Source organism: Acinetobacter sp. YH01021, assembly GCF_013420255.1.
In the GTDB taxonomy this organism is placed as follows: Bacteria; Pseudomonadota; Gammaproteobacteria; order Pseudomonadales; family Moraxellaceae; genus Acinetobacter.
Map to the genome: position 1 here is coordinate 63701 of NZ_VOYO01000007.1, position 19504 is coordinate 83204.

At 45.4% G+C, this 19504-nt stretch carries 19 protein-coding genes; 12 read left to right on the top strand and 7 right to left on the bottom strand.

From position 1 onward, the window contains the following. Nucleotides 1-95 precede the first annotated feature (95 nt). The 4 genes from FTT86_RS07350 to truA all read left to right on the top strand — a co-directional run bounded on the left by FTT86_RS07350 (nt 96) and on the right by truA (nt 4863). The gene (locus FTT86_RS07350; RefSeq protein ID WP_085064236.1) at nt 96-1682 is read left to right on the top strand and encodes a hypothetical protein; all 1587 of its coding nucleotides are present in this window, start codon (nt 96-98) and stop codon (nt 1680-1682) included. A 66-nt stretch (nt 1683-1748) separates the two neighbouring features. After that, nucleotides 1749-3035 (top strand): fimbrial protein FimV, encoded by a 1287-nt coding sequence (locus tag FTT86_RS07355; RefSeq protein ID WP_180180912.1) that lies wholly within the window; start codon nt 1749-1751, stop codon nt 3033-3035. A gap of 47 nt (nt 3036-3082) precedes the next feature. After that, on the top strand, nt 3083-4051 hold the full coding sequence (locus FTT86_RS07360; RefSeq protein ID WP_180180913.1) for an asparaginase domain-containing protein: 969 nt from the start codon (nt 3083-3085) through the stop codon (nt 4049-4051). A gap of 14 nt (nt 4052-4065) precedes the next feature. Next, nucleotides 4066-4863: a tRNA pseudouridine(38-40) synthase TruA gene (truA, locus tag FTT86_RS07365; RefSeq protein WP_005261726.1), complete on the top strand. Its 798-nt coding sequence runs from the start codon at nt 4066-4068 to the stop codon at nt 4861-4863. A 91-nt stretch (nt 4864-4954) separates the two neighbouring features. Here truA and FTT86_RS07370 read toward each other — a convergent pair whose 3' ends face one another. Next, nucleotides 4955-5962 (bottom strand): AraC family transcriptional regulator, encoded by a 1008-nt coding sequence (locus FTT86_RS07370; protein WP_005107962.1) that lies wholly within the window; start codon nt 5960-5962, stop codon nt 4955-4957. A 231-nt stretch (nt 5963-6193) separates the two neighbouring features. On the opposite strand from FTT86_RS07370, the gene infA reads away from it, so the two are divergent. The 3 genes from infA to FTT86_RS07385 all read left to right on the top strand — a co-directional run bounded on the left by infA (nt 6194) and on the right by FTT86_RS07385 (nt 7472). Beyond that, nucleotides 6194-6415 carry a translation initiation factor IF-1 gene (gene infA / locus FTT86_RS07375; protein WP_001284370.1) on the top strand — a complete coding sequence of 74 codons (222 nt, stop codon included), beginning with the start codon at nt 6194-6196 and terminating at the stop codon, nt 6413-6415. Nucleotides 6416-6548: 133 nt separating this feature from the next. After that, nucleotides 6549-6929, top strand: a complete 381-nt coding sequence (locus FTT86_RS07380) for a hypothetical protein (protein WP_005250613.1) — start codon at nt 6549-6551, stop codon at nt 6927-6929. A 144-nt stretch (nt 6930-7073) separates the two neighbouring features. Then, on the top strand, nt 7074-7472 hold the full coding sequence (locus FTT86_RS07385) for a hypothetical protein (protein ID WP_004729461.1): 399 nt from the start codon (nt 7074-7076) through the stop codon (nt 7470-7472). 73 nt (nt 7473-7545) lie between these two features. Here the strand turns inward: FTT86_RS07385 and leuB are convergent, their stop codons facing one another. The 4 genes from leuB to leuC all read right to left on the bottom strand — a co-directional run bounded on the left by leuB (nt 7546) and on the right by leuC (nt 11424). Beyond that, the gene (gene leuB, locus FTT86_RS07390; protein WP_180180914.1) at nt 7546-8625 is read right to left on the bottom strand and encodes a 3-isopropylmalate dehydrogenase; all 1080 of its coding nucleotides are present in this window, start codon (nt 8623-8625) and stop codon (nt 7546-7548) included. Between the two features lie 42 nt (nt 8626-8667). Then, on the bottom strand, nt 8668-9231 hold the full coding sequence (locus tag FTT86_RS07395) for a hypothetical protein (protein WP_180180915.1): 564 nt from the start codon (nt 9229-9231) through the stop codon (nt 8668-8670). A gap of 87 nt (nt 9232-9318) precedes the next feature. After that, the gene (gene leuD, locus FTT86_RS07400; protein WP_085064239.1) at nt 9319-9969 is read right to left on the bottom strand and encodes a 3-isopropylmalate dehydratase small subunit; all 651 of its coding nucleotides are present in this window, start codon (nt 9967-9969) and stop codon (nt 9319-9321) included. Between the two features lie 21 nt (nt 9970-9990). Next, complete coding sequence (gene leuC, locus FTT86_RS07405; protein WP_085064240.1) at nt 9991-11424, bottom strand: 3-isopropylmalate dehydratase large subunit; 1434 nt, start codon at nt 11422-11424, stop codon at nt 9991-9993. 261 nt (nt 11425-11685) lie between these two features. Here leuC and FTT86_RS07410 point away from each other — a divergent pair, with 261 nt between their 5' ends. From FTT86_RS07410 to ovoA, 3 genes are all read left to right on the top strand, one after another. Next, a complete protein-coding gene (locus FTT86_RS07410; RefSeq protein ID WP_005107971.1) occupies nt 11686-11922 on the top strand; it encodes a DUF2061 domain-containing protein in 237 nt (78 codons plus the stop codon). Nucleotides 11923-12112: 190 nt separating this feature from the next. Beyond that, complete coding sequence (locus tag FTT86_RS07415; RefSeq protein ID WP_004278498.1) at nt 12113-12988, top strand: LysR family transcriptional regulator; 876 nt, start codon at nt 12113-12115, stop codon at nt 12986-12988. Between the two features lie 150 nt (nt 12989-13138). After that, nucleotides 13139-15313: a 5-histidylcysteine sulfoxide synthase gene (gene ovoA / locus FTT86_RS07420; RefSeq protein WP_180180916.1), complete on the top strand. Its 2175-nt coding sequence runs from the start codon at nt 13139-13141 to the stop codon at nt 15311-15313. A 49-nt stretch (nt 15314-15362) separates the two neighbouring features. Here the strand turns inward: ovoA and FTT86_RS07425 are convergent, their stop codons facing one another. Both FTT86_RS07425 and FTT86_RS07430 read right to left on the bottom strand, forming a co-directional pair. After that, nucleotides 15363-15611, bottom strand: a complete 249-nt coding sequence (locus tag FTT86_RS07425) for a DUF2789 family protein (RefSeq protein WP_004278500.1) — start codon at nt 15609-15611, stop codon at nt 15363-15365. Between the two features lie 160 nt (nt 15612-15771). Beyond that, nucleotides 15772-16422 (bottom strand): HAD family phosphatase, encoded by a 651-nt coding sequence (locus tag FTT86_RS07430; protein WP_005250603.1) that lies wholly within the window; start codon nt 16420-16422, stop codon nt 15772-15774. Nucleotides 16423-16604: 182 nt separating this feature from the next. Between FTT86_RS07430 and FTT86_RS07435 the strand changes: the two genes are divergently transcribed. Beyond that, nucleotides 16605-17087 (top strand): RNA pyrophosphohydrolase, encoded by a 483-nt coding sequence (locus FTT86_RS07435; RefSeq protein ID WP_004278502.1) that lies wholly within the window; start codon nt 16605-16607, stop codon nt 17085-17087. Nucleotides 17088-17176: 89 nt separating this feature from the next. Then, the gene (gene ptsP / locus FTT86_RS07440) at nt 17177-19474 is read left to right on the top strand and encodes a phosphoenolpyruvate--protein phosphotransferase (protein WP_005250601.1); all 2298 of its coding nucleotides are present in this window, start codon (nt 17177-17179) and stop codon (nt 19472-19474) included. Nucleotides 19475-19504 lie beyond the last annotated feature (30 nt).

Consider the following 19504-nt stretch of genomic DNA (forward strand, 5'->3'; position numbering starts at 1 on the left):
CCGATCTTTATTGATCGGCTTTTTTATGTAACTATTGCGTAAGTATTTTACAAAAAACAAACATCCCGTTAATCTATAATTTTCGCTATGCGATAATGACTGAGCTCACGATTAAGATGACTGTATATAACAAATTAAAGCTTGCCATTTTAGCCATTGTCGCTTCACAAAATATTTATGCGATTAATGTAGATCCGGTTCAGATTCAGTCTGCCCCAGGGGAATTACTCTACGCAGAAATGACTTTTCGGCAGTCTGATATCAATTTGCCGATTGAAGTCAGTCTGGCTTCACCTGAAGATTTACTCTCGATAGGTGCATCGCATCAGCCACCTGGTCATCTGAACTTTTTTACTCGGCGCAGCAATAATGGCACCGGGGTTATTACTATTACTTCTTCTCGCCCCATGACAGAGCGCGAGCTGAATATTATTGTCAAAATCAAGGAAGGCAATGCTGCACGTCTGCAACATATCCGTACGCCCTTACAAGCTAAAACTGATTTATTAAAAGCTAGTCTCAAACAGAATGAACGCCCGCTTGCACCAGTTGTCGTCGTCAGTGAAAAAGATATTGCACTCAACTTACCCGTAAGTAGCCATTACAGTACAGCAGCTTCCGCTGCCTCAAATAAGCCACCGGTTTTAGAAAAGCCATTGGCATTGCAACGCACAGCACCACCTGTATTATCGAATATTTCCATTCCTAAAACTGCATTTGCACCAGCTGTAATGACATCAAGTCCAGCGATTCAGGCGCAAGCGATTGCGCCTGTGCTTAAAAGCGAGGCTGTAACTGCACCCGATATTCAAGCCCCAGTTAAAACTGCAGCGGCGCTTTCAGATTCAGTAAAGACCTCACAAGCAACTCTTGCATCGCCGGCTCCTGCAGCAGCCTCGACTACAAACAAACCAACCAGTACGATACCAGCAAATCAAAGTGCATCAGCACCAAATAAAGCAAATATGCAGAAAGCTGTAGAGTCCCATTCTGATCATCAAACTGCTTCCAGTGATCCATTGGTGAAAAAATTTGCTGAGGAACAAGCCAGAAAATCAACTGGATCAGCTAATCCGGTGAAAACTCCAGCTCCAGTTACTACAAAAGCTTCACCAGTCAAAGCAACTCTGAATCAGACTCAACCTACTTATGTAGTTCAATCCAATGAGTCACTGTGGGGAATTGCCTCACGAATTGCTCAACAGCAGCAGCGCCCGGTCAATGAAGTCATGCAGCAAATCAAAAAAGACAATGAGCATGCCTTTATCGGAGGAAATGCCGATCGTCTACGCAAGGGTGCTGCATTGAACTTAAATACGACTCATCCTGCACCTGCGCCCATTAAAGTCACTGCAGCAAAGCAAACCGAGCTACCGTCTAAGCCTGCTGGCAAAACAAAATACCGTTTGAATCAGGCAGAAATGAGCCTGGTGGCTGAGAACCAGCACGATTCTGGGCAAGTTTCTGCAAACCAGAACACAGAACGCAATCAAACATCAAAGGAATTGTCATTAAAAGTTATGACAGCCCGAGAAAAAACCGTTAAATTACAGAGAAACGTGACTGAATTAGAATTGGCACTCAATCAGAAGGATCACAGAATTCAGTTATTAAATGCGCGTCTGGCCCAGCTACAACAACAGCTCAAAGCCCAACAAGCAGATAAGAAGCCAATTAATTAAAAAGTTACACATGACGATTTATTGGGATAGGCGAATTTAAACTACTCTATCCCCAAGGGGTAAAACATGCTGATTTATGTGATTCCATTAGTGATATTGATCATCGTATTAATTGTCTTTAAAAAACGACAAGATGCTCAAGAATCAGATAAAGCAAAAACTAAAACGGTAAAAGCGAAAAAAACTGGCTCTGCTTCAAAAGCTGCCCCACAAAGAACCAAAGTGGTGGAGCCAGTCGGGGTCACAAAAAAATCAGCAACGCCATTATCAGCAGACACACGCAAGAAAATTGAAGGCCTGATTCAAGAGCGTAATTTTTTTGCGGCCGAAGCACAGATTAACCAGGCACTGAATCGGGATAATTCCCAGCATGAGCTTTATCTGCTGTTATTAGATATTCATATCTTACAAAAAGATGAATTTGCAATTTCACAGCTGCTCAACCATATCCGTTCTTTGCATTTAGATGAGATTCTGGCACAAGCTGAAGCAAAACAGCGTGAATTCGAAAAATCTTCATCTGCTGTACAAGATACCATTGATTTTCCAAGTGCCCAGCCTAAAACTTCTTCTGCGCAAGAAGCTGCTTCAACTTCGGATGCTTTTGCCGATCTGGTTGCACCGACTCCTTCAAATGAACTGGTATTTGAACAATTGCAGCAGGACTTTCAATCAAGCAAGCTGGCCCCTGTTGCAGAACCTGTAGCAGATATTCAGCCACTTGAATTTAATTTTGAACCAAAGACTACCCAAGTAGAAACACCAAAAGCTGAAGAGGCTCCTGTACCTGCTGCTCCTTCTGTAGATTTTGAATTTAAGGATACATCTACAGATATTCAAACTACAGCAGTAACAGAAACGGCACCTGTCTTAGACTTTAAACTGGATTTGGAACAGCCTGCTCCAGTAGAAACAGCGCCAACTGTGAGTGAGGAAATCAAGCCTCTAGATTTTTCATTCTCACTTGACACACCTGTACCAGCAGCTGAAAAAACGGCTGTGCCAGCGACTGAGTTTGATCTGTCCAGTTTAACAGCTGCAGCACCTGTGGCAGAGCCGGTTGTACAAACCAATCTATCCGGAATGGATTTCAAATTAGATCATTTGGAAACCACGCCAGAAGCACCTACTACGCCAGCTCAGACAGCGATCAATCAACATGATCCTCTGGTGCAATCTTTCCCGGAATTACTGGATGTTAATGAAGCAAGTCTCAATCTTGATCTTGCCCAGCAATATATTCAACTCGGTGCCTATGCCGCTGCCCGTGAAGTCATTTCAGAGCGAGAAGCTGAATATACTCCTGAGCAACAACAGCGAGCCGAGCAATTACTGAATCAAATCGCATCTTGATGCATTTCGATTTACACTAAAGCAGTCAATAATTGGCTGCTTTTTTTATGATAAAAAATATTGCATTAATTTATATGGGCGGTACATTCGGCTGTGTGGGAGACCCTCTTGCACCGATGCCTGCTGATTTATTTCTTCCAAAACTCGAACAGATACTTGCAGAGCAGTATTTTATCGAATGCCATCATGCACCCGCCATTAAGGACAGTAGTGCCTGTACAGCAACCGACTGGTTGCAACTGGTGCAATTTATTCAGCAATTGCAATCGCGGCAGATCCAGCATTTTGTGATTATTCACGGTACAGATACGCTGAGTTATGCCAGTGCAGTACTGGCACATTTTATTGGAAACTCAGCGCATGTGGTACTGACCGGTAGCCAATATCCGTTGCTGAATGCTCAAGACAATGAACAGCGTGAATTTAGCGATGCCCTGGATAACCTGAAATTTGCATTAGATTCGGTCAGCACCTGTAGCGCCGGAGTCTATCTGGCATTCCATCATCAGCTGCTACATGCGCAAACTGCACTGAAACAGCATACTACCGAGTTAAATGCCTTTGCAGGTCTTGAGGCCAATATCGCAATCCAGACCCATCAACCGTGTTATCAGGTCAAGGTAGAAGATATTGCGAAAGCGGCTGAATTCAACTGCATGAGCATCATGATGCAGCCGATTGATCTGGCTCAGCAGCTGAATAACTTGAACAACCTCTTGGCTCGACCACCGCATTTTCTATTTTTGCAAGGTTTTGGCACTGGCAACCTGGCGGTCAATGACACCATGATTGCGCTCATTGATCAACTCTATGAGCAGGGCTGCATTTCCGTCTTGACCACCCAAGTGCCTTTTGGTGCGACGGATCAGCGCTATGCTATTGCCGAATGGGTCAATCACTGCAAAATTTTGCTGAATGAAAGTTATGGACATGCGGATCTGTATGCAAAAGCCCTGAAAATGTATTTACAATACGACACTGTAGAGCAATGGCATCGTCATTGGTACGATCAATAAGGTTTGAGGTCATTATGCAGCGTTTTGCGGTGGGAATTGAGTTTTGTGGGATGCATTATCGGGGATGGCAGACTCAACAGCCGGGAGTTGCAAGCGTACAGGAAACCATTGAAAGGGTCCTGAGCCGAGTTGCCGATCAACCGATTAGCCTACAGGGTGCCGGCCGCACGGATGCCGGGGTACATGCGACCAACATGGTGGCACATTTTGATACTGATGCCGTGCGTTCTGAACGTGGCTGGCTGATGGGCTGCAATAGCCAACTCCCTAAAGACATCTCGATCCAGTGGATCAAAGAAATGGATCACAGCTTCCATGCCCGTTTTAAGGCACAGGCGCGCCGCTATCGCTATGTGGTCTACAACCACCCTGTACGCCCGGCATTGCTGCATAAACAGGTCACCCATGTCTATGCACCGCTTGATGTTGAACAGATGATATACGCCGCGAAAAAGTTTGAAGGCACGCATAACTTTGAAAGCTTCCGCGCCGCAGCCTGTCAGTCCAATCAGCCCGTTCGTCATGTCAGCCATTGCCACCTGATTCAGCATGGTCAATATCTGGTATTGGATATTCAAGCCGATGGCTTTCTGCACCATATGGTGCGCAATATCATGGGCTGTTTACTGGAAATTGGTCAGGGTATGTACGCTGCCGATCATATTGATACTATTTTCGCTGCCGAAGATCGTAAAGCCGCAGGCGTGACTGCACCAGCAGATGGTTTGTATTTTATTCATGCTGACTATCCGGCGCAGTTTGAATTACCGGAGTTACCCTTAGGTCCACATTGGCTGAATATGCCGGAATAGTTTTTAAATTTTTTAGAATATTTACCTCCCCTAACCCCTCCTAAAAGGAGGGGAATTCCTCCCTTTTTTAAAGAGAGGTTAGGAGGGATTTTTAACGCTGCTTCCGCTTCCGATATTCCACTGGCGTTTCATTGGTCCAGCGTTTAAAGGCACGATAGAAGGTACTTGGCTCGGAAAAACCGGTCAGATAGACAATCCGCTCGACGCTCTCATTGGTACTCGCCAGCAAACGCTTGGCCAGACGACAACGATAATCCGAGAGAATCTGCTGAAAACTGGTATGTGCCTCACTCAGTTGCGTTCTCAAACGGCGTGGCGTGATATTCAGTTGTGCTGCTACAGTTTCCAGTGTGGTTTCACCACTCTCCAAAGTAGAGCCGATCGCACGACGGACTTCACCGACCAGATCATATCTTGCCAGTTCCTGTAGCTTTTCAATGGCCAGTTGCTCATGCAGCTGCAACAGCTCAGGTTCAGCCTGCCACAGCGGATATTCCAGGATAGTCGGATCGAAATACAAACGAGTTTCTTTCTGACCTAGACTGACCGGACACTCATAAACCCGGAAGTATTCATCATCAGGTGCCCCTTTATAAAAATTAAAATCGATATAAATCGGCTCAAAACGCCCTTCGGTAATAAATTTAAAGAAACGCAGTACACCTGACATAGCACATTCAGTAAAATGACGATTGACCAGACTCTCAGCAAAAGGCTGTTCACCATTGGTTAAATAGCAGCGATCATCTTCAATCACTAATTTGGCAGCAAAGGCATCGCTGATCAGTCGCTGATAAGCCAAAGCACGTTTCAGTCCCTCACCAAAATTTTCAGATGAAACAAACAGGTGTTCAATGACCTGACCACGATAAAGTGGCAGGTGCTCACCCAGATGCAATCCAATGTCCGGGTCCTTGCTGACTTCCTCTGCCGCCACCCAAAAGGCATATTGGGCACTCAGCGGGGTACGGTCATTGGCTTCCACCTGATTTAAAGCCACTCCTGCTTTGGTCAAAAGTTCTTCTGTTGGCAACCCCGCACGACGAATCGCCTGATAGCCTAAACGCAATACGACTGATGCATCCGTTAGCTGACTCACTCAAAAGCCTTCCTTGTATGTACTTCATTTATACTTAAAAAGATTAATTTTAGATTAACTGTGATTGACCAAACTGACAACAGAAACAGGTGTCTTTTTAGTTAAAAAAATTATCGTGACAGTTCGCCTATTTTACTGGCAGATGATCAGTCTAACGCCCGTTTCGTCTTGTATTTTGCAAAAAAATTGACTATAATTTGCGCCTTTCCAATTTATTCATTCAGGTAGGCTATGGCCAATAAAGAGGAACTCATCGAGTTCGAAGGCGTTGTCACCGAGACGCTTCCTAATACTATGTTCCGTGTACGTTTAGAGAACGGTCACGAAGTGATTGCCCACATCTCTGGTAAAATGCGTAAACACTATATCCGTATTTTGACTGGCGACAGTGTGAAGGTTGAAATGACACCTTATGATTTGACTAAAGGTCGTATCACATATCGTGCACGCTAAGTTTTAGCGCAAGCAAAAGCCACTTTTAGTGGCTTTTTTATTACTTGAATTATTTATCAATCAATAAAATAATTTGACACAGGCCTATAAATTCACAACTATTCATTGAATTAAAACAACACGTATAAAAACAATGAATATGAAATGCTTACCCCTACTTTCCAGCTTGTTTCTCGTTGCGTGCGCTACCGGCGGCAATCAGCATCTGCATCAGTCTCTACAACCTTATGTGGGTCAAACTGCAGCACAGGTTCGTAGCCAGCTTGATCTTCGCGCAACGGGATTCAAGACCTCCCAGCAACCGATTCAAACCGCAGAATCTCTCAGCTACACTATTTTTCGGGATATGAATATTCCGATGGCCACGCCGAATATTAGTCAGAGTATCTCGATCGGTGCACCAATGCCGATGCCCTCAAATGGTGGTTATAACATTGAGATGAAATGCCAAATCTGGTTTGACCTAAAAAATGAAATTGTTCAAGCCATCCGCTATACCGGTAGAGCTTGCTAAGCTGTACTCATCGAGTTCAAAGCCTGTATCTAATTAAATCAGGGATCAACCTCACCACGCTAAACTTCTACCGTGTATCAAATCACAACAGTATTTTTGCATGGAATGCGCTTACACTCATTTTATTTGGTGTGAGGACAACTCATGAAGTTCACACTGATTTTAGCATGCTGCACAGCCTTGGGTTTGCTTAGTGCATGCACCACAACCTCCTCAACGACTGCACAGCGTGATGCCTATTTACAACAGTTCATTGGGCAAAGCAGCCAACTGATCGATCAAACTTTGGATCTAAAACGTTTAGGTTACCAGCAGATCAGTGGGCCTGAACGCAGCGCCAAGCAATTAAGCTATGTGGTACAACGCCCCATTACCATTCCTTTGCCTGTAGCGCAGTTTCCTGCCACAGGGACAGGCACTGTACCGATTCCTGTCTCAGTAAGTCCTGCCGGCGGCTACGACGTCAAATTGCAATGTAAAATCACCTTCTTACTCAAAGATAATATTGCGACCGCGGTACGCACCACAGGCCGAACCTGTTAAGGGGTTTAAGCTTTGGAATTTCTATTATAAAAAAACGCAGCTCAAGGCTGCGTTTTTTTGAATCAAAACAGGCTTAGTTCAATGCAGCAACGACTGCTTGACCCATTTCAACCGTACCGACTTTTTGCATGCCTTCAGACATGATATCTGCCGTACGCAAGCCTTGATCCAAGACTTGGCCTACTGCATCTTCAATGGCTTTAGCAGCGGCTTCTTCACGGAAGGTATAACGCAGCATCATCGCCACCGAAAGAATCGTTGCCAATGGATTTGCCAGGTTTTGACCGGCGATATCTGGTGCAGAACCATGACAAGGCTCATACATGCCTTTGCCATTTTCATCCAGAGATGCCGATGGCAACATGCCGATTGAACCGGTCAACATCGCAGCTTCATCAGACAGGATGTCACCGAACAGGTTAGAAGTTACAATCACATCAAACTGCTTTGGCGCACGCACTAATTGCATTGCGGCATTGTCGACATACATGTGCGATAAATTAATTTCAGGATATTCGGCTTCTTTCAGCGCAGTGACCGTCTGTTTCCACAGCTCAGTTACTTCAAGCACGTTGGCTTTATCCACTGAACACACTTTACCACCGCGCAAGTTGGCCATTTCAAAAGCGACTTTGGCGATACGCTTGATTTCAGACTCTGAATAAATATCAGTGTTATAGCCTTGTTTCTCGCCATTTTCCAGTTCACGAATACCGCGTGGCTGACCGAAGTAAATACCACCGGTTAATTCACGCACAATCAGAATATCCAGACCTGCTACGATTTCAGGCTTTAAGCTTGAAGCATCAGCCAATTGTGGATAGAGAATCGCTGGACGCAAGTTAGCAAACAGGTTCAGTTCACTACGCAATTTCAATAAACCACGTTCCGGACGAATTGAGCGCTCAATCGTATCCCATTTTGGACCGCCCACGGCACCGAGTAAAATCGCATCGGCTTTTTTGGCCTGTTCAGACGTTACGTCTGGATATGGTGAACCATGCGCATCAATGGCAGCCCCACCGAGTAAGCCCTGTTCCCATGTCAAATCAAGATTAAATTTTTCATTTACACGAGTCAGTACCTGCTCTGCCGCTTTGACAATTTCAGGACCGATGCCGTCACCAGCTAAAATCAAAATTTGTTTAGACATGAGATTTTCCGTTTAAAACGTCAGATTCAGACCTGACAGAGGTTAAATTTTCTTTTCTACAAACTCTGCAATCCCGGTGACTGCATTATAGGGTTTGCAAAAACGACGAATGGTTTTTTGCTCTTGTACCAGATCTACGCAAAGCGGATCAGGCGCCGAAGCATTTAATAAACTGCTGCTACGCGCACTACGGTCACGAAACATTTTTAAGCTATAGCGGTTATTGGCCTGAAAACGATGAAACACATGTAAAGTTTCCGCTTTATCCTTACTGATCGGATAAAAGCGCACGACCAGTTCATGCTGTCCTGCCGGCACGGATAAATAAATCGGATTGGCCTGATTTAAATTTTTGGCCTGCAAGCGCACCAGTTTCTGCTTCAGCGCTTCATCACTGATGCGGCCATTGTCTGCATTGACAATGATGGTCTGGTTGAAGCGTTCGAACTGGCAATCCGGTGTCCCTGTACAGTAAATCAGGGCATTGCTTTTGCTCTCAGTACTTGCTTTGGCATGTTTGAGTTTCATCGTGTCGATGCTTTGACATGCAGTCAACAGCACCGATACTGCACTTAAAGCAAGCCACTGTTTCCAATAATTCGCCATAATGTCTGTCTTACCCAATCAAAAAACTCAATAATCTTCCGATATTAGCAAGGGCATCGCAGTCATGCCATGACAATTTTTACTGATTTATCCATGAATTTCGGCAAATACCCAAGGACGCGATTGTTTGGTTTTTTCTTCATAGGCACGAATATCATCCGCAATCTGCAAAGTTAAGCCAATATCATCCAGACCATTTAACAGGCAATGCTTGCGAAATGGATCAACTTCAAACTTAAAGCTTTCACCTGTAGGGGTGCGAACTTCTTGTGCCTGCAAGTCAATGGTCAGTTGATAGCCTTCATCTGCCGCACACTCCTTAAATAACTGCTCAACAATCTCTTCAGCCAAAATCACGGGCAACATACCGTTTTTAAAACAGTTGTTAAAGAAGATATCGGCAAAGCTTGGCGCAATGACAGTACGGAAACCGTATTCACTTAAGGCCCACGGCGCATGTTCACGGCTAGAACCGCAACCAAAGTTGGCACGTGAAATTAAAATAGATGCGCCCTGATAACGTGGCTGGTTCAAGACAAAGTCCGGGTTGATCGGACGAACTGAATTGTCCTGACCCGGATAACCCTCATCCAGATAACGTAATTCATCAAATAAATTGTCACCAAAACCGGTACGTTTGATTGATTTCAAAAACTGTTTTGGAATAATTAAATCTGTATCGACATTGGCACGGTCTAAAGGTGCAACGATACCTTGTTCAACGGTATAAGCTTTCATGTATGTGCTCCTACGTACCAATTAAAATGAACGAACATCAACAAAGTGACCTGCAATCGCAGCAGCGGCTGCCATGGCTGGACTCACCAGATGGGTACGACCGCCATTGCCCTGACGACCTTCAAAGTTACGGTTCGAAGTCGAGGCACAATGCTCGCCCGGTTGTAACTTGTCTGCATTCATCGCCAGACACATTGAACAACCTGGTTCACGCCATTCGAAGCCTGCTTCGACAAATACCTTGTCCAGACCTTCCGCTTCTGCCTGAGCTTTGACCAGACCAGAACCCGGAACCACCATCGCCTGTTTGATTGAAGATGCGACCTTACGACCTTTGATCACTTCGGCTGCAGCACGGATATCTTCAATACGCGAATTGGTGCACGAACCGATAAAGACACGATCCAGTTGAATCTCAGCCAAGGCCTGACCGGCATTTAAGCCCATATATTGATAAGCACGGTTCCAGTCATTGCGTTGTACATCGTCTTTGGCTTGTTCTAAAGTTGGTACTGCTTGAGACACTGGAATGACCATCTCAGGAGAAGTTCCCCAAGACACTTGCGGCTCAATTTCTTCACCTTGCAACACGACCACCGTATCAAAATATGCACATTCATCCGAATGCAATGTATTCCAGTACGCTACCGCCTGATCCCACTGTTCCGCAGTTGGCGCATAAGGACGACCTTTAACATACTCGATGGTTTTGTCATCCACAGCAACCATACCCACGCGTGCACCGGCTTCGATCGCCATATTACACACGGTCATACGACCTTCAATCGACATGTCACGGAAGACCTGACCGCCAAATTCAATCGCGTGACCAGTACCGCCTGCGGTACCAATCTTGCCAATAATGGCTAAGACCACATCTTTCGGTGTCACGCCCTGGCCTAATTTGCCATCAACGCGTACCAACATGTTTTTCATCTTCTTTTGAACCAGGCATTGGGTCGCCAATACATGTTCAACTTCGGATGTCCCGATCCCGTGCGCCAAACAGCCAAAAGCACCGTGTGTTGCAGTATGCGAGTCACCACACACCACCGTCATGCCCGGTAAGGTCAAGCCTTGCTCCGGCCCGACCACATGCGCGATGCCCTGACGGATATCATTAATATCAAATTCAACAATATTAAAGGTCTTGCAGTTGTCATCCAAAGTTTGCACCTGGATGCGCGAGGTTTCATCTTCAATTCCGGCAACACCCTGCTCACGCTCTTTTTTCGAGGTCGGTACGTTATGATCCGGTGTGGCAATATTCGCGCTTAAACGCCATGGCTGGCGCCCGGCCAGTTGCAAACCTTCAAAGGCCTGTGGAGAAGTCACTTCATGTAATAAGTGACGGTCGATGTACAGTAAGGCAGAACCATCATCACGTTGCGTTACTAAATGGTCGTCCCACAATTTGTCATATAATGTTTTTGCTGTTTGGGTTGCGCCTGCCATGTCGATGTACTCCACTGGACTGGGTAAATTCTTTCTCTGATTTTGATTATATCGCTGCAATCACATAAATCTAATTTATCATTTTTATCAGTTAAAAAACTTTTTGGAATCTTTTAAAAGCTGAATCAAATCAGACTTTCACTTTATTTTCATAAATCTAATTTTCCGATTAATTTATTAAAAATATTCGTTTTTACAAATTAAATGAGAATTATTATTATTTCTTCATCGACAGAGATGATGATTTTGAGGAACTTCGACATGGCACATATTCAACGCTTTGTAGACAATAACCAGCGCATGTTTAAAAAGACTTTCAGCTACTACATTATGCATATTACCGTAGCGATGATTGTGGGTTATTTGGTGACTGGCAGTCTGACGATGGCGATTGCCTTGAGTTTATTAGAACCAACGGTACAGGCAGTGGCTTTCTTCTTCCATGAAAAAATCTGGGAGCGTAATAACCAACAGCAGAATGAGGACATTACCGTCTAAACTCTTCGGTCGAGGTTCCTGATAAAAGACTACCTTTATAGGTGGTCTTTTTTAGTTTTAAAAATGCCAAGGCTTTGAAAATGTATAGTAATTCAGCACTGCAACATAGATGAGCTAATTTTGCTTTGATTTATTCTTAAAATATAACAATAATATATTTACACATAAAAATTCTTTATAGGTGGTTAAGATGAATCTCGCAGCCTTTGAAGCCTTCGTAAAAGTCATGGAAACCGGTTCGATTTCTCTGGCCGCAGATCAGCTCTTCATTACCCAGCCTGCTGTCACCAAACGTATTCACAGTCTGGAAGAATACTTTGGGGTCAAGCTGTTTGAATCTGCCGGACGTGGTGTACAGGCCACCCACGCGGCGCACTCTCTGTTACCTAAAGTGAAAAACTGGCTGAATGAACTCGGTGATATTCATTATACCTTGAGCCATGAACAGGGTCAGGTACAGGGCAAACTAAAAATTGGTACCAGTCATCATATTGGCCTGCATCATCTGCCGAGTCATTTGCGCCGTTATGTTCAGGAATATCCTGACGTGACTCTGGATGTGCATTTTGTCGATTCCGAGCAGGCGCATGAACAAGTGATTGCCGGCGATCTGGAACTGGCATTTTTAACCTTGCCGCCACGGGGTGATGCGCGTCTGAATTATGTGACTATTTGGAATGATCCTCTAGTCTTTGTGGTGGCACCGTTTCATCCGCTGGCGCAGCAAAAAAATCTGTGTCTGGAAGATTTGCTCGACTATCCAAGCCTGTTGCCCTCATCACAGACCTATACCTCGCAAATTACTTTGGCCGAATTTGAGAAACAGGGCATCAAACCGAAAGTCAGTATGAGTAACAATCCGCTGGAATCGATCCGGATGCTGGTATCGATTGGCTTAGGCTGGTCGGTACTGCCAAAAACTTTGGTCAATCATGACCTGCACCAGCTGGATATTAATCTGGAAATGAACCGTCGTTTGGGCATGGTCTGGCATCCCGGTCGTACTCAGTCCAAAGCAGCTCAGGCTCTGGTTCAGCTCATGCAGGGTGCCTCGCTGTCTATTTAAGCCGTTCCTGAACATGCTGCATCCAAAACGGTGCAGCATTTTGTTACCTAAATACACCCCATCTGGCGATATCTTTCGAGTATTTTTAAGACAATTCCATTCTTTTGCAGTGCAGAGGAATGCTTAAAACTATTCGATGGAGCCTGACGGATGCAGCTCGATTCTCCCTTAAAATCCCACTCTCAAGATAAAACCAATACAAGCAGCCTGTGGCTTTCGGCCAAACCGATGCTGCTGCCCACGCCGGTACTTGATTTTGCCGATGAACAGACTGCCCGGCACTGCCTGCGCGAATATTTCCTGAACACCTTTGACACCTATGAACAACTGTTTGAATGCCTCAAACATGAAGATGCATTTTTCATCAAGCCGATTACTTTACGTCATCCGCTAATTTTTTATTTTGCCCATACCGCCACTTTTTTTGTCAATAAACTGCTGCTCAGCAAGCTAATTAGCGAACGCGTAAATCCGCATTTTGAAAGTATCTTCGCGATCGGTGTAGACGAGATGAGCTGGGATGACCTGGATGAAGTGCACTATGACTGGCCCAGTGTGCAGGAAGTCCGTGATTATCGGCATCAGGTACGCGCCCTGATCCTGAACATCCTTGAACATGCTCCGCTAACTCTACCCTTAAACTGGCAAAACCCTTGGTGGACCATCATCATGGGCATCGAACATGAACGGATCCATCTGGAAACTTCTTCTGTGCTGATCCGCCAGCATGCTTTGGAACATGTACGCCAGCATCCGCAATGGCGTGCCAATATTATTACCGGCATGGCCCCGGATAATATTTTGCTGGATGTGCCGGAAGGCAAAGTGCATTTACAGAAAGATTTTAACCATCCATTTTATGGCTGGGACAATGAATACGGCCGGCATGAAGCCGAGGTTGCAGCTTTTGCAGCCTCCAAATATCTGTTATCGAATCAGGAATTTCTGGCCTTTGTCGAAGCTGATGGCTATCAGACCGAACACTACTGGAGTGAAGAAGGTCTAGGCTGGCTGCAATTTTCACAAGCTGCTCATCCCTGTTTCTGGCGCAAAACTGAATTAGGCTGGTCACTGCGATTGATGCTAGAAGAAGTGCCGATGCCTTGGGACTGGCCGGTAGAAGTGAATTATCATGAAGCCAAGGCCTTTTGTCAGTGGAAATCCCAACTGCTGGGAAAAACCATTCGCTTGCCGACTGAAGATGAATGGTATCGCCTGTATGCAGTTTCCGATCTGGATTCAGATTTACCGAGCCCTGAACAGGCCAATATCGAGTTGAAATACGGCACCAGCTCCTGTCCGGTCGATCATTTCAAGCAGGGCGATTTTTATGATATTCAGGGCAATGTCTGGCAGTGGACTGAAACTCCGATCTATCCATTTCAGGGTTTTCAGGTGCATCCGCTTTATGATGATTTCAGTACACCAACCTTTGACGGTCGCCATAACCTGATGAAAGGTGGCTCCTGGATTTCGGCGGGCAATGAAGCTTTATATAGTTCCCGCTACGCCTTCAGACGGCATTTCTTTCAGCACGCTGGTTTTCGCTACGTCGCCTCTGATCAGGCACTGCAACATTTCCCTTCGAACTATGAAAGCGACCAGCTGGTCTCCCAATATCTGGAATTCCAGTACGGCCCCGAATATTTTGGTATCGCTAATTTTGCCAAAACACTGGTCGATCTGGCACAACCCTATTTTCAGCAAGTGCCATGTCATCGTGCCTTAGATATTGGCTGTGCTACCGGCCGCGCCAGCTTTGAACTGGCACACTATTTTGATCAGGTGACCGGTCTGGACTTCTCAGCACGTTTTATCCAGCAGGCAGTCTATTTGGCTCAAGGCAATAGGGTACGTTATCAGCTGCCGCTAGAAGGTGAATTAAGCGAAGAAAAAAGCTGTTCACTTGAAGATGTCGCTTTGGAACAGTTTGCGTCAAAAACGGAATTTTTTCAGGCCGATGCCTGCAACCTGAAAGCACATTTTAGCGACTATGATTTTATTCTGGCAGCGAACCTGATTGACCGGCTGCATCATCCGAAAGACTTTTTATTGCAGATTCATAAACGTATCAATATAGGTGGAATTTTAATGCTGAGTTCGCCCTATACCTGGCTGGAAGAACATACGGCGCGTAGCGAATGGCTGGGCGGTTTTCAGCAGGATGGGGAAAAGATCACGACTTTGGCTGGTATTTCCAACATTTTAACCCAGCACTTTGAATTGGTGGCCGAACCCCAAGATGTGCCTTTTGTGATTCGAGAAACGGCCAGAAAGTATCAACATACCCTGTCACAAGTCACGATCTGGAAACGGATTCGCTAAAGGTAAGGTCATAGTCTAAAAAAGCCAATCATACGATTGGCTTTATATCTTATCCTTCACTGGTTGAATTTTCATGCAAGGATTCATTGAGTTGATCTACCACAATCGCCCATTCGCCATCAGAGGCTATTTTCTCGCTTAAAAATTGACGTTGTGCCTCTGACCAATACGGCGCATCCAGTAAAGTCAGATCTTTATGCAATTGATGCTCGTGAATAAATGTTTCAATACCTTCTGCACTGGCATCCAAGCCAAGCTGTTGGAACAGATGTGTCATACGTGGTCGAACGTGAGTCATATCTCATACCTCAGAATCTACTATTGTTATCATGTCCTGTTTTTCGAGCATAGCATGTCTGATTCAGCTGGACTGTGAAAAAACATTAATATTCAAATGAGGCAAATAAAAAGCACAACCGAAGTTGTACTTAATAATCACATCAATGAGTTCGGAGTGATTAGATCGACCAGTCCTGTATTTTCCAACCCTGTTCTTGGGCTAAAGTTTCCAAGCGATCATCCGGATTGACTGCAATCGCATGATCCGCATATTCCAGCAAGAAACGGTCATTAATAGAATCTGAATAAGCCCAAGACTCGGTTACGTCGCGGCCTTCCAGCCATTGTTCCAGACGCACCAGCTTGCCTTGCTGATAGCATGCGGTATTGATGACTTTACCAGTATATTTCCCATCAATGACTTCAGCATTGGTGGCAATAATTTCAGTAATTCCGAATTCACGAAAAATGGGTGCGGTAATAAAGTCTGAAGTTGCGGTAATCCCCACTAAGGCATGCCCTGCTTCACGGTGGCGCTCAATGGCTTTAAAACCTTCAGGACGCATTTGTGGACGAATGACTTTTTGCATGAACAGTTGATGTAATTCAGTCAAATAATGATTGTCATGTTTGGTCAGAAACTGGAACACAAATTCATTATAGGCATAAGGATCCAGCTGACCTTTTTTATAATCGTCATAGAACTTGTCATTCATGGCGCGATGCTGAACTGGATCGACCAGGCCCTCACTGACCAAAAACTCTCCCCAAGAATGATCCGAATCCGTGTTTAACAAGGTGTGATCGAGATCAAATAGCGCCAATTTCATGAAAATACTCGTTAAAACTGAAATTTAAGAAAAAAATTGTAAATCTATCTCCGCTAGTCGATAGAAATTCGTTAAGATCATAGCAATTTTAACATTTTTAAACTTTGCTTTTTTCGAGTTGGATAACGAAATAATGCTCCCCGATGGCAAAGGCATAAATTAAACAATTTTTAGGTAGCCAAATGATCGACTCTGAAGGTTTCCGACCGAATGTCGGGATCATTTTGGCAAACGATGCTGGACAGGTTTTATGGGCAAAACGCATTGGTCATAATGCATGGCAATTTCCACAAGGCGGGATCCAATATGGAGAAACCCCTGAGCAGGCACTCTATCGTGAGCTGAGAGAAGAAGTTGGCTTATTGCCCGAACACGTCCAGATAGTCGCGCAAACCAAAGGCTGGTTGCGCTATCGTTTGCCGCATCGATACATTCGTACGGACTCTGATCCGGTCTGTATCGGTCAAAAACAAAAGTGGTTTTTACTCAAACTCACGGCCCCCGTTCAGCATATTCAGTTGAATCTGTCTGATCCGCCCGAATTTGATCAATGGCAATGGGTCAGTTACTGGTACCCACTCGGTCAAGTCGTGAATTTCAAACGTGATGTTTACCGCAAAGCCCTGGTGGAGTTGTGTCAGCAACTACCCCAGCAAAAACCTTAAAAAATCGCATAAATAATGCAGATTTTTTACGCGGCTATTGTTATAAATAAACTTAATCACTGAAATTCTGAATAGACGGAGCAGACCTTATGTCGAATATGCAACTGGACACCTTGAGACGTATTGTTCAGGAGATCAATGCGTCCACCAGTTTGCATGAATCACTCGACATTATGGTCAAGCATGTGGCCGAGGCCATGCAGGTTGATGTCTGCTCGATCTATCTCCTCGATGAACGCAATCAGCGTTATCTGCTCATGGCGTCTAAAGGCCTGAATGCAGAATCTGTCGGCCATGTGTCTTTGCAGACCGGTGAGGGTCTGGTGGGCCTGGTTGGACAACGTGAAGAAATTGTCAATCTGGACAATGCCCCTAAACATGAGCGCTTCCTGTTTTTACCTGAAACCGGTGAGGAAATTTATAACTCCTTCCTCGGTGTGCCGGTGATGTACCGCCGTAAGGTCATGGGTGTACTGGTGGTTCAGAATAAAGAATCACAGGACTTTTCTGAAGCTGCTGAATCCTTTCTGGTCACACTCTGCGCGCAGCTTTCTGGCGTCATCGCCCATGCCCATGCCGTTGGCAATATCGATGTATTCCGTAAGCCGAGCAACCTGCCCGCCTATAAAACCTTTCAGGGAGTTTCTGGCTCCGGTGGCATTGCCTTAGGTCGTGCAGTGATTCTCTATCCGCCAGCAGATCTTGCCGCAGTCCCTGACCGTGAAGCAGATGACATCAGCGAAGAACTGCAGCTCTTAGATAACGCGCTAAATTCAGTCCGTGAAGAAATCCAGTCACTGGATGACAAAATGCAGGATGCGTTAATGGCCGAGGAACGCGCACTGTTTAGCGTGTTCTTGCGTATGCTGGATGAAAATGCCCTGCCTGCAGAAATCAAGGCTTTTATTCGTGAAGGTCACTGGGCACAAGGCGCCGTGCGAATTGTTATTGACAATCATGTGGCACAATTTTCCCAAATGGAAGATGATTATTTACGTGAGCGGGTAGCGGACTTAAAAGATCTGGGCCGCCGTATTCTGGCGCGCTTACAGGAAGCCGATGCCAGTCACCGTGAATTGACCGATGAAAGTATTCTGATTGGTGAGGAAATTTCGACGGCTGCACTGGTTGAACTACCTGTAGATAAAATTGCCGCGATTGTCACTACCGAAGGCGCCATGAACTCACATATGGTGATTGTGGCGCGTGCTCTTGGTATTCCGACCGTGGTCGGCGTGACCGAACTGCCGATCAACACCCTCGATGATGTAGAGATGATTGTCGATGCACATCAGGGCCGGGTCTTTATTAATCCCCCACGTCGCCTGCGCAGTCGCTATAAAGAAATTCAAAAAGAAGAAGAACAGCTTGCTAAAGATCTGCGCCAGTACGAAACCAAAGATGCGATTACCCCGGATGGCGTGGCGGTCAAACTCTACGTCAACACCGGCCTGATGATTGATGTGGTGCGTGGCGTGCAGCGTGGTGCCAAAGGTGTCGGTTTATACCGTTCTGAAATTCCGTTTATGTTGCGTGACCGCTTCCCGGGCGAGGAAGAACAACGTGCGATTTATCGTCAGCAGCTCAGTCACTTTGCCAATAAACCGGTGGTGATGCGAACGTTGGACATTGGTGCAGACAAAGACCTGCCGTATTTCTCGATTGAAGAAGAAAACTCGGCACTCGGCTGGCGTGGCATTCGTTTTACCCTGGATCATCCGGAAATTTTTTCTTCACAGATTCGCGCCATGCTCAAAGCCAGTATCGGACTGAATAACCTGCATATTCTGCTGCCGATGGTGACCAGTGTCAGCGAGGTCGAGGAAGCGCTCTATCTGCTGGAACGTGACCATGCGGCGATTCAAGAAGAAGAACAGGTCAAGGTAAATAAACCAAAACTCGGCATCATGGTGGAAGTGCCGAGTGTGCTTCATCAGATTGATGAATTTTCCGAACTGGTGGATTTCTTCTCGGTCGGCTCCAACGATCTGACCCAATATCTGTTGGCTGTGGATCGCAATAATCCACGGGTAGCCAATGTCTATTCACATTTACACCCTGCAGTACTGCGTGCCCTGACCCGTCTGGTGCAGGACTGTCATCGTAATGAAAAACCGGTCAGTATCTGCGGTGAAATGGCGGGCGATCCGCTGTCTGCAGTTTTGCTCATGGCCATGGGCTTTAATACCCTGTCGATGAGTTCCAGTAATATTTTGCGGGTACGTAAAACCATTTGTCATGTTCCGATGAGTGATGCACAAGAATTGCTGCAACATGTGTTAAAAATGGACAATCCGCTCATGGTAAAAAGCTGGTTAGAATATTATTTCAGAACCCATGGTTTAGGGGATATGGTGAAATCTGCATCACGTATGGTGAGTGCCTAATACGGGACTTTTTCCAGTCCCTCGACAGTG

Excerpts from the sequence above, each read along its gene's own strand:
- FTT86_RS07350 (WP_085064236.1), top strand. The coding sequence starts at position 96 with ATGACTGAGCTCACGATTAAGATGACTGTATATAACAAATTAAAGCTT.
- FTT86_RS07355 (WP_180180912.1), top strand. The coding sequence starts at position 1,749 with ATGCTGATTTATGTGATTCCATTAGTGATATTGATCATCGTATTAATT.
- FTT86_RS07360 (WP_180180913.1), top strand. The coding sequence starts at position 3,083 with ATGATAAAAAATATTGCATTAATTTATATGGGCGGTACATTCGGCTGT.
- truA (WP_005261726.1), top strand. The coding sequence starts at position 4,066 with ATGCAGCGTTTTGCGGTGGGAATTGAGTTTTGTGGGATGCATTATCGG.
- infA (WP_001284370.1), top strand. The coding sequence starts at position 6,194 with ATGGCCAATAAAGAGGAACTCATCGAGTTCGAAGGCGTTGTCACCGAG.
- FTT86_RS07380 (WP_005250613.1), top strand. The coding sequence starts at position 6,549 with ATGAATATGAAATGCTTACCCCTACTTTCCAGCTTGTTTCTCGTTGCG.
- FTT86_RS07385 (WP_004729461.1), top strand. The coding sequence starts at position 7,074 with ATGAAGTTCACACTGATTTTAGCATGCTGCACAGCCTTGGGTTTGCTT.
- leuB (WP_180180914.1), bottom strand. The coding sequence starts at position 8,625 with ATGTCTAAACAAATTTTGATTTTAGCTGGTGACGGCATCGGTCCTGAA.
- FTT86_RS07395 (WP_180180915.1), bottom strand. The coding sequence starts at position 9,231 with ATGGCGAATTATTGGAAACAGTGGCTTGCTTTAAGTGCAGTATCGGTG.
- leuD (WP_085064239.1), bottom strand. The coding sequence starts at position 9,969 with ATGAAAGCTTATACCGTTGAACAAGGTATCGTTGCACCTTTAGACCGT.
- leuC (WP_085064240.1), bottom strand. The coding sequence starts at position 11,424 with ATGGCAGGCGCAACCCAAACAGCAAAAACATTATATGACAAATTGTGG.
- FTT86_RS07410 (WP_005107971.1), top strand. The coding sequence starts at position 11,686 with ATGGCACATATTCAACGCTTTGTAGACAATAACCAGCGCATGTTTAAA.
- FTT86_RS07415 (WP_004278498.1), top strand. The coding sequence starts at position 12,113 with ATGAATCTCGCAGCCTTTGAAGCCTTCGTAAAAGTCATGGAAACCGGT.
- ovoA (WP_180180916.1), top strand. The coding sequence starts at position 13,139 with ATGCAGCTCGATTCTCCCTTAAAATCCCACTCTCAAGATAAAACCAAT.
- FTT86_RS07425 (WP_004278500.1), bottom strand. The coding sequence starts at position 15,611 with ATGACTCACGTTCGACCACGTATGACACATCTGTTCCAACAGCTTGGC.
- FTT86_RS07430 (WP_005250603.1), bottom strand. The coding sequence starts at position 16,422 with ATGAAATTGGCGCTATTTGATCTCGATCACACCTTGTTAAACACGGAT.
- FTT86_RS07435 (WP_004278502.1), top strand. The coding sequence starts at position 16,605 with ATGATCGACTCTGAAGGTTTCCGACCGAATGTCGGGATCATTTTGGCA.
- ptsP (WP_005250601.1), top strand. The coding sequence starts at position 17,177 with ATGTCGAATATGCAACTGGACACCTTGAGACGTATTGTTCAGGAGATC.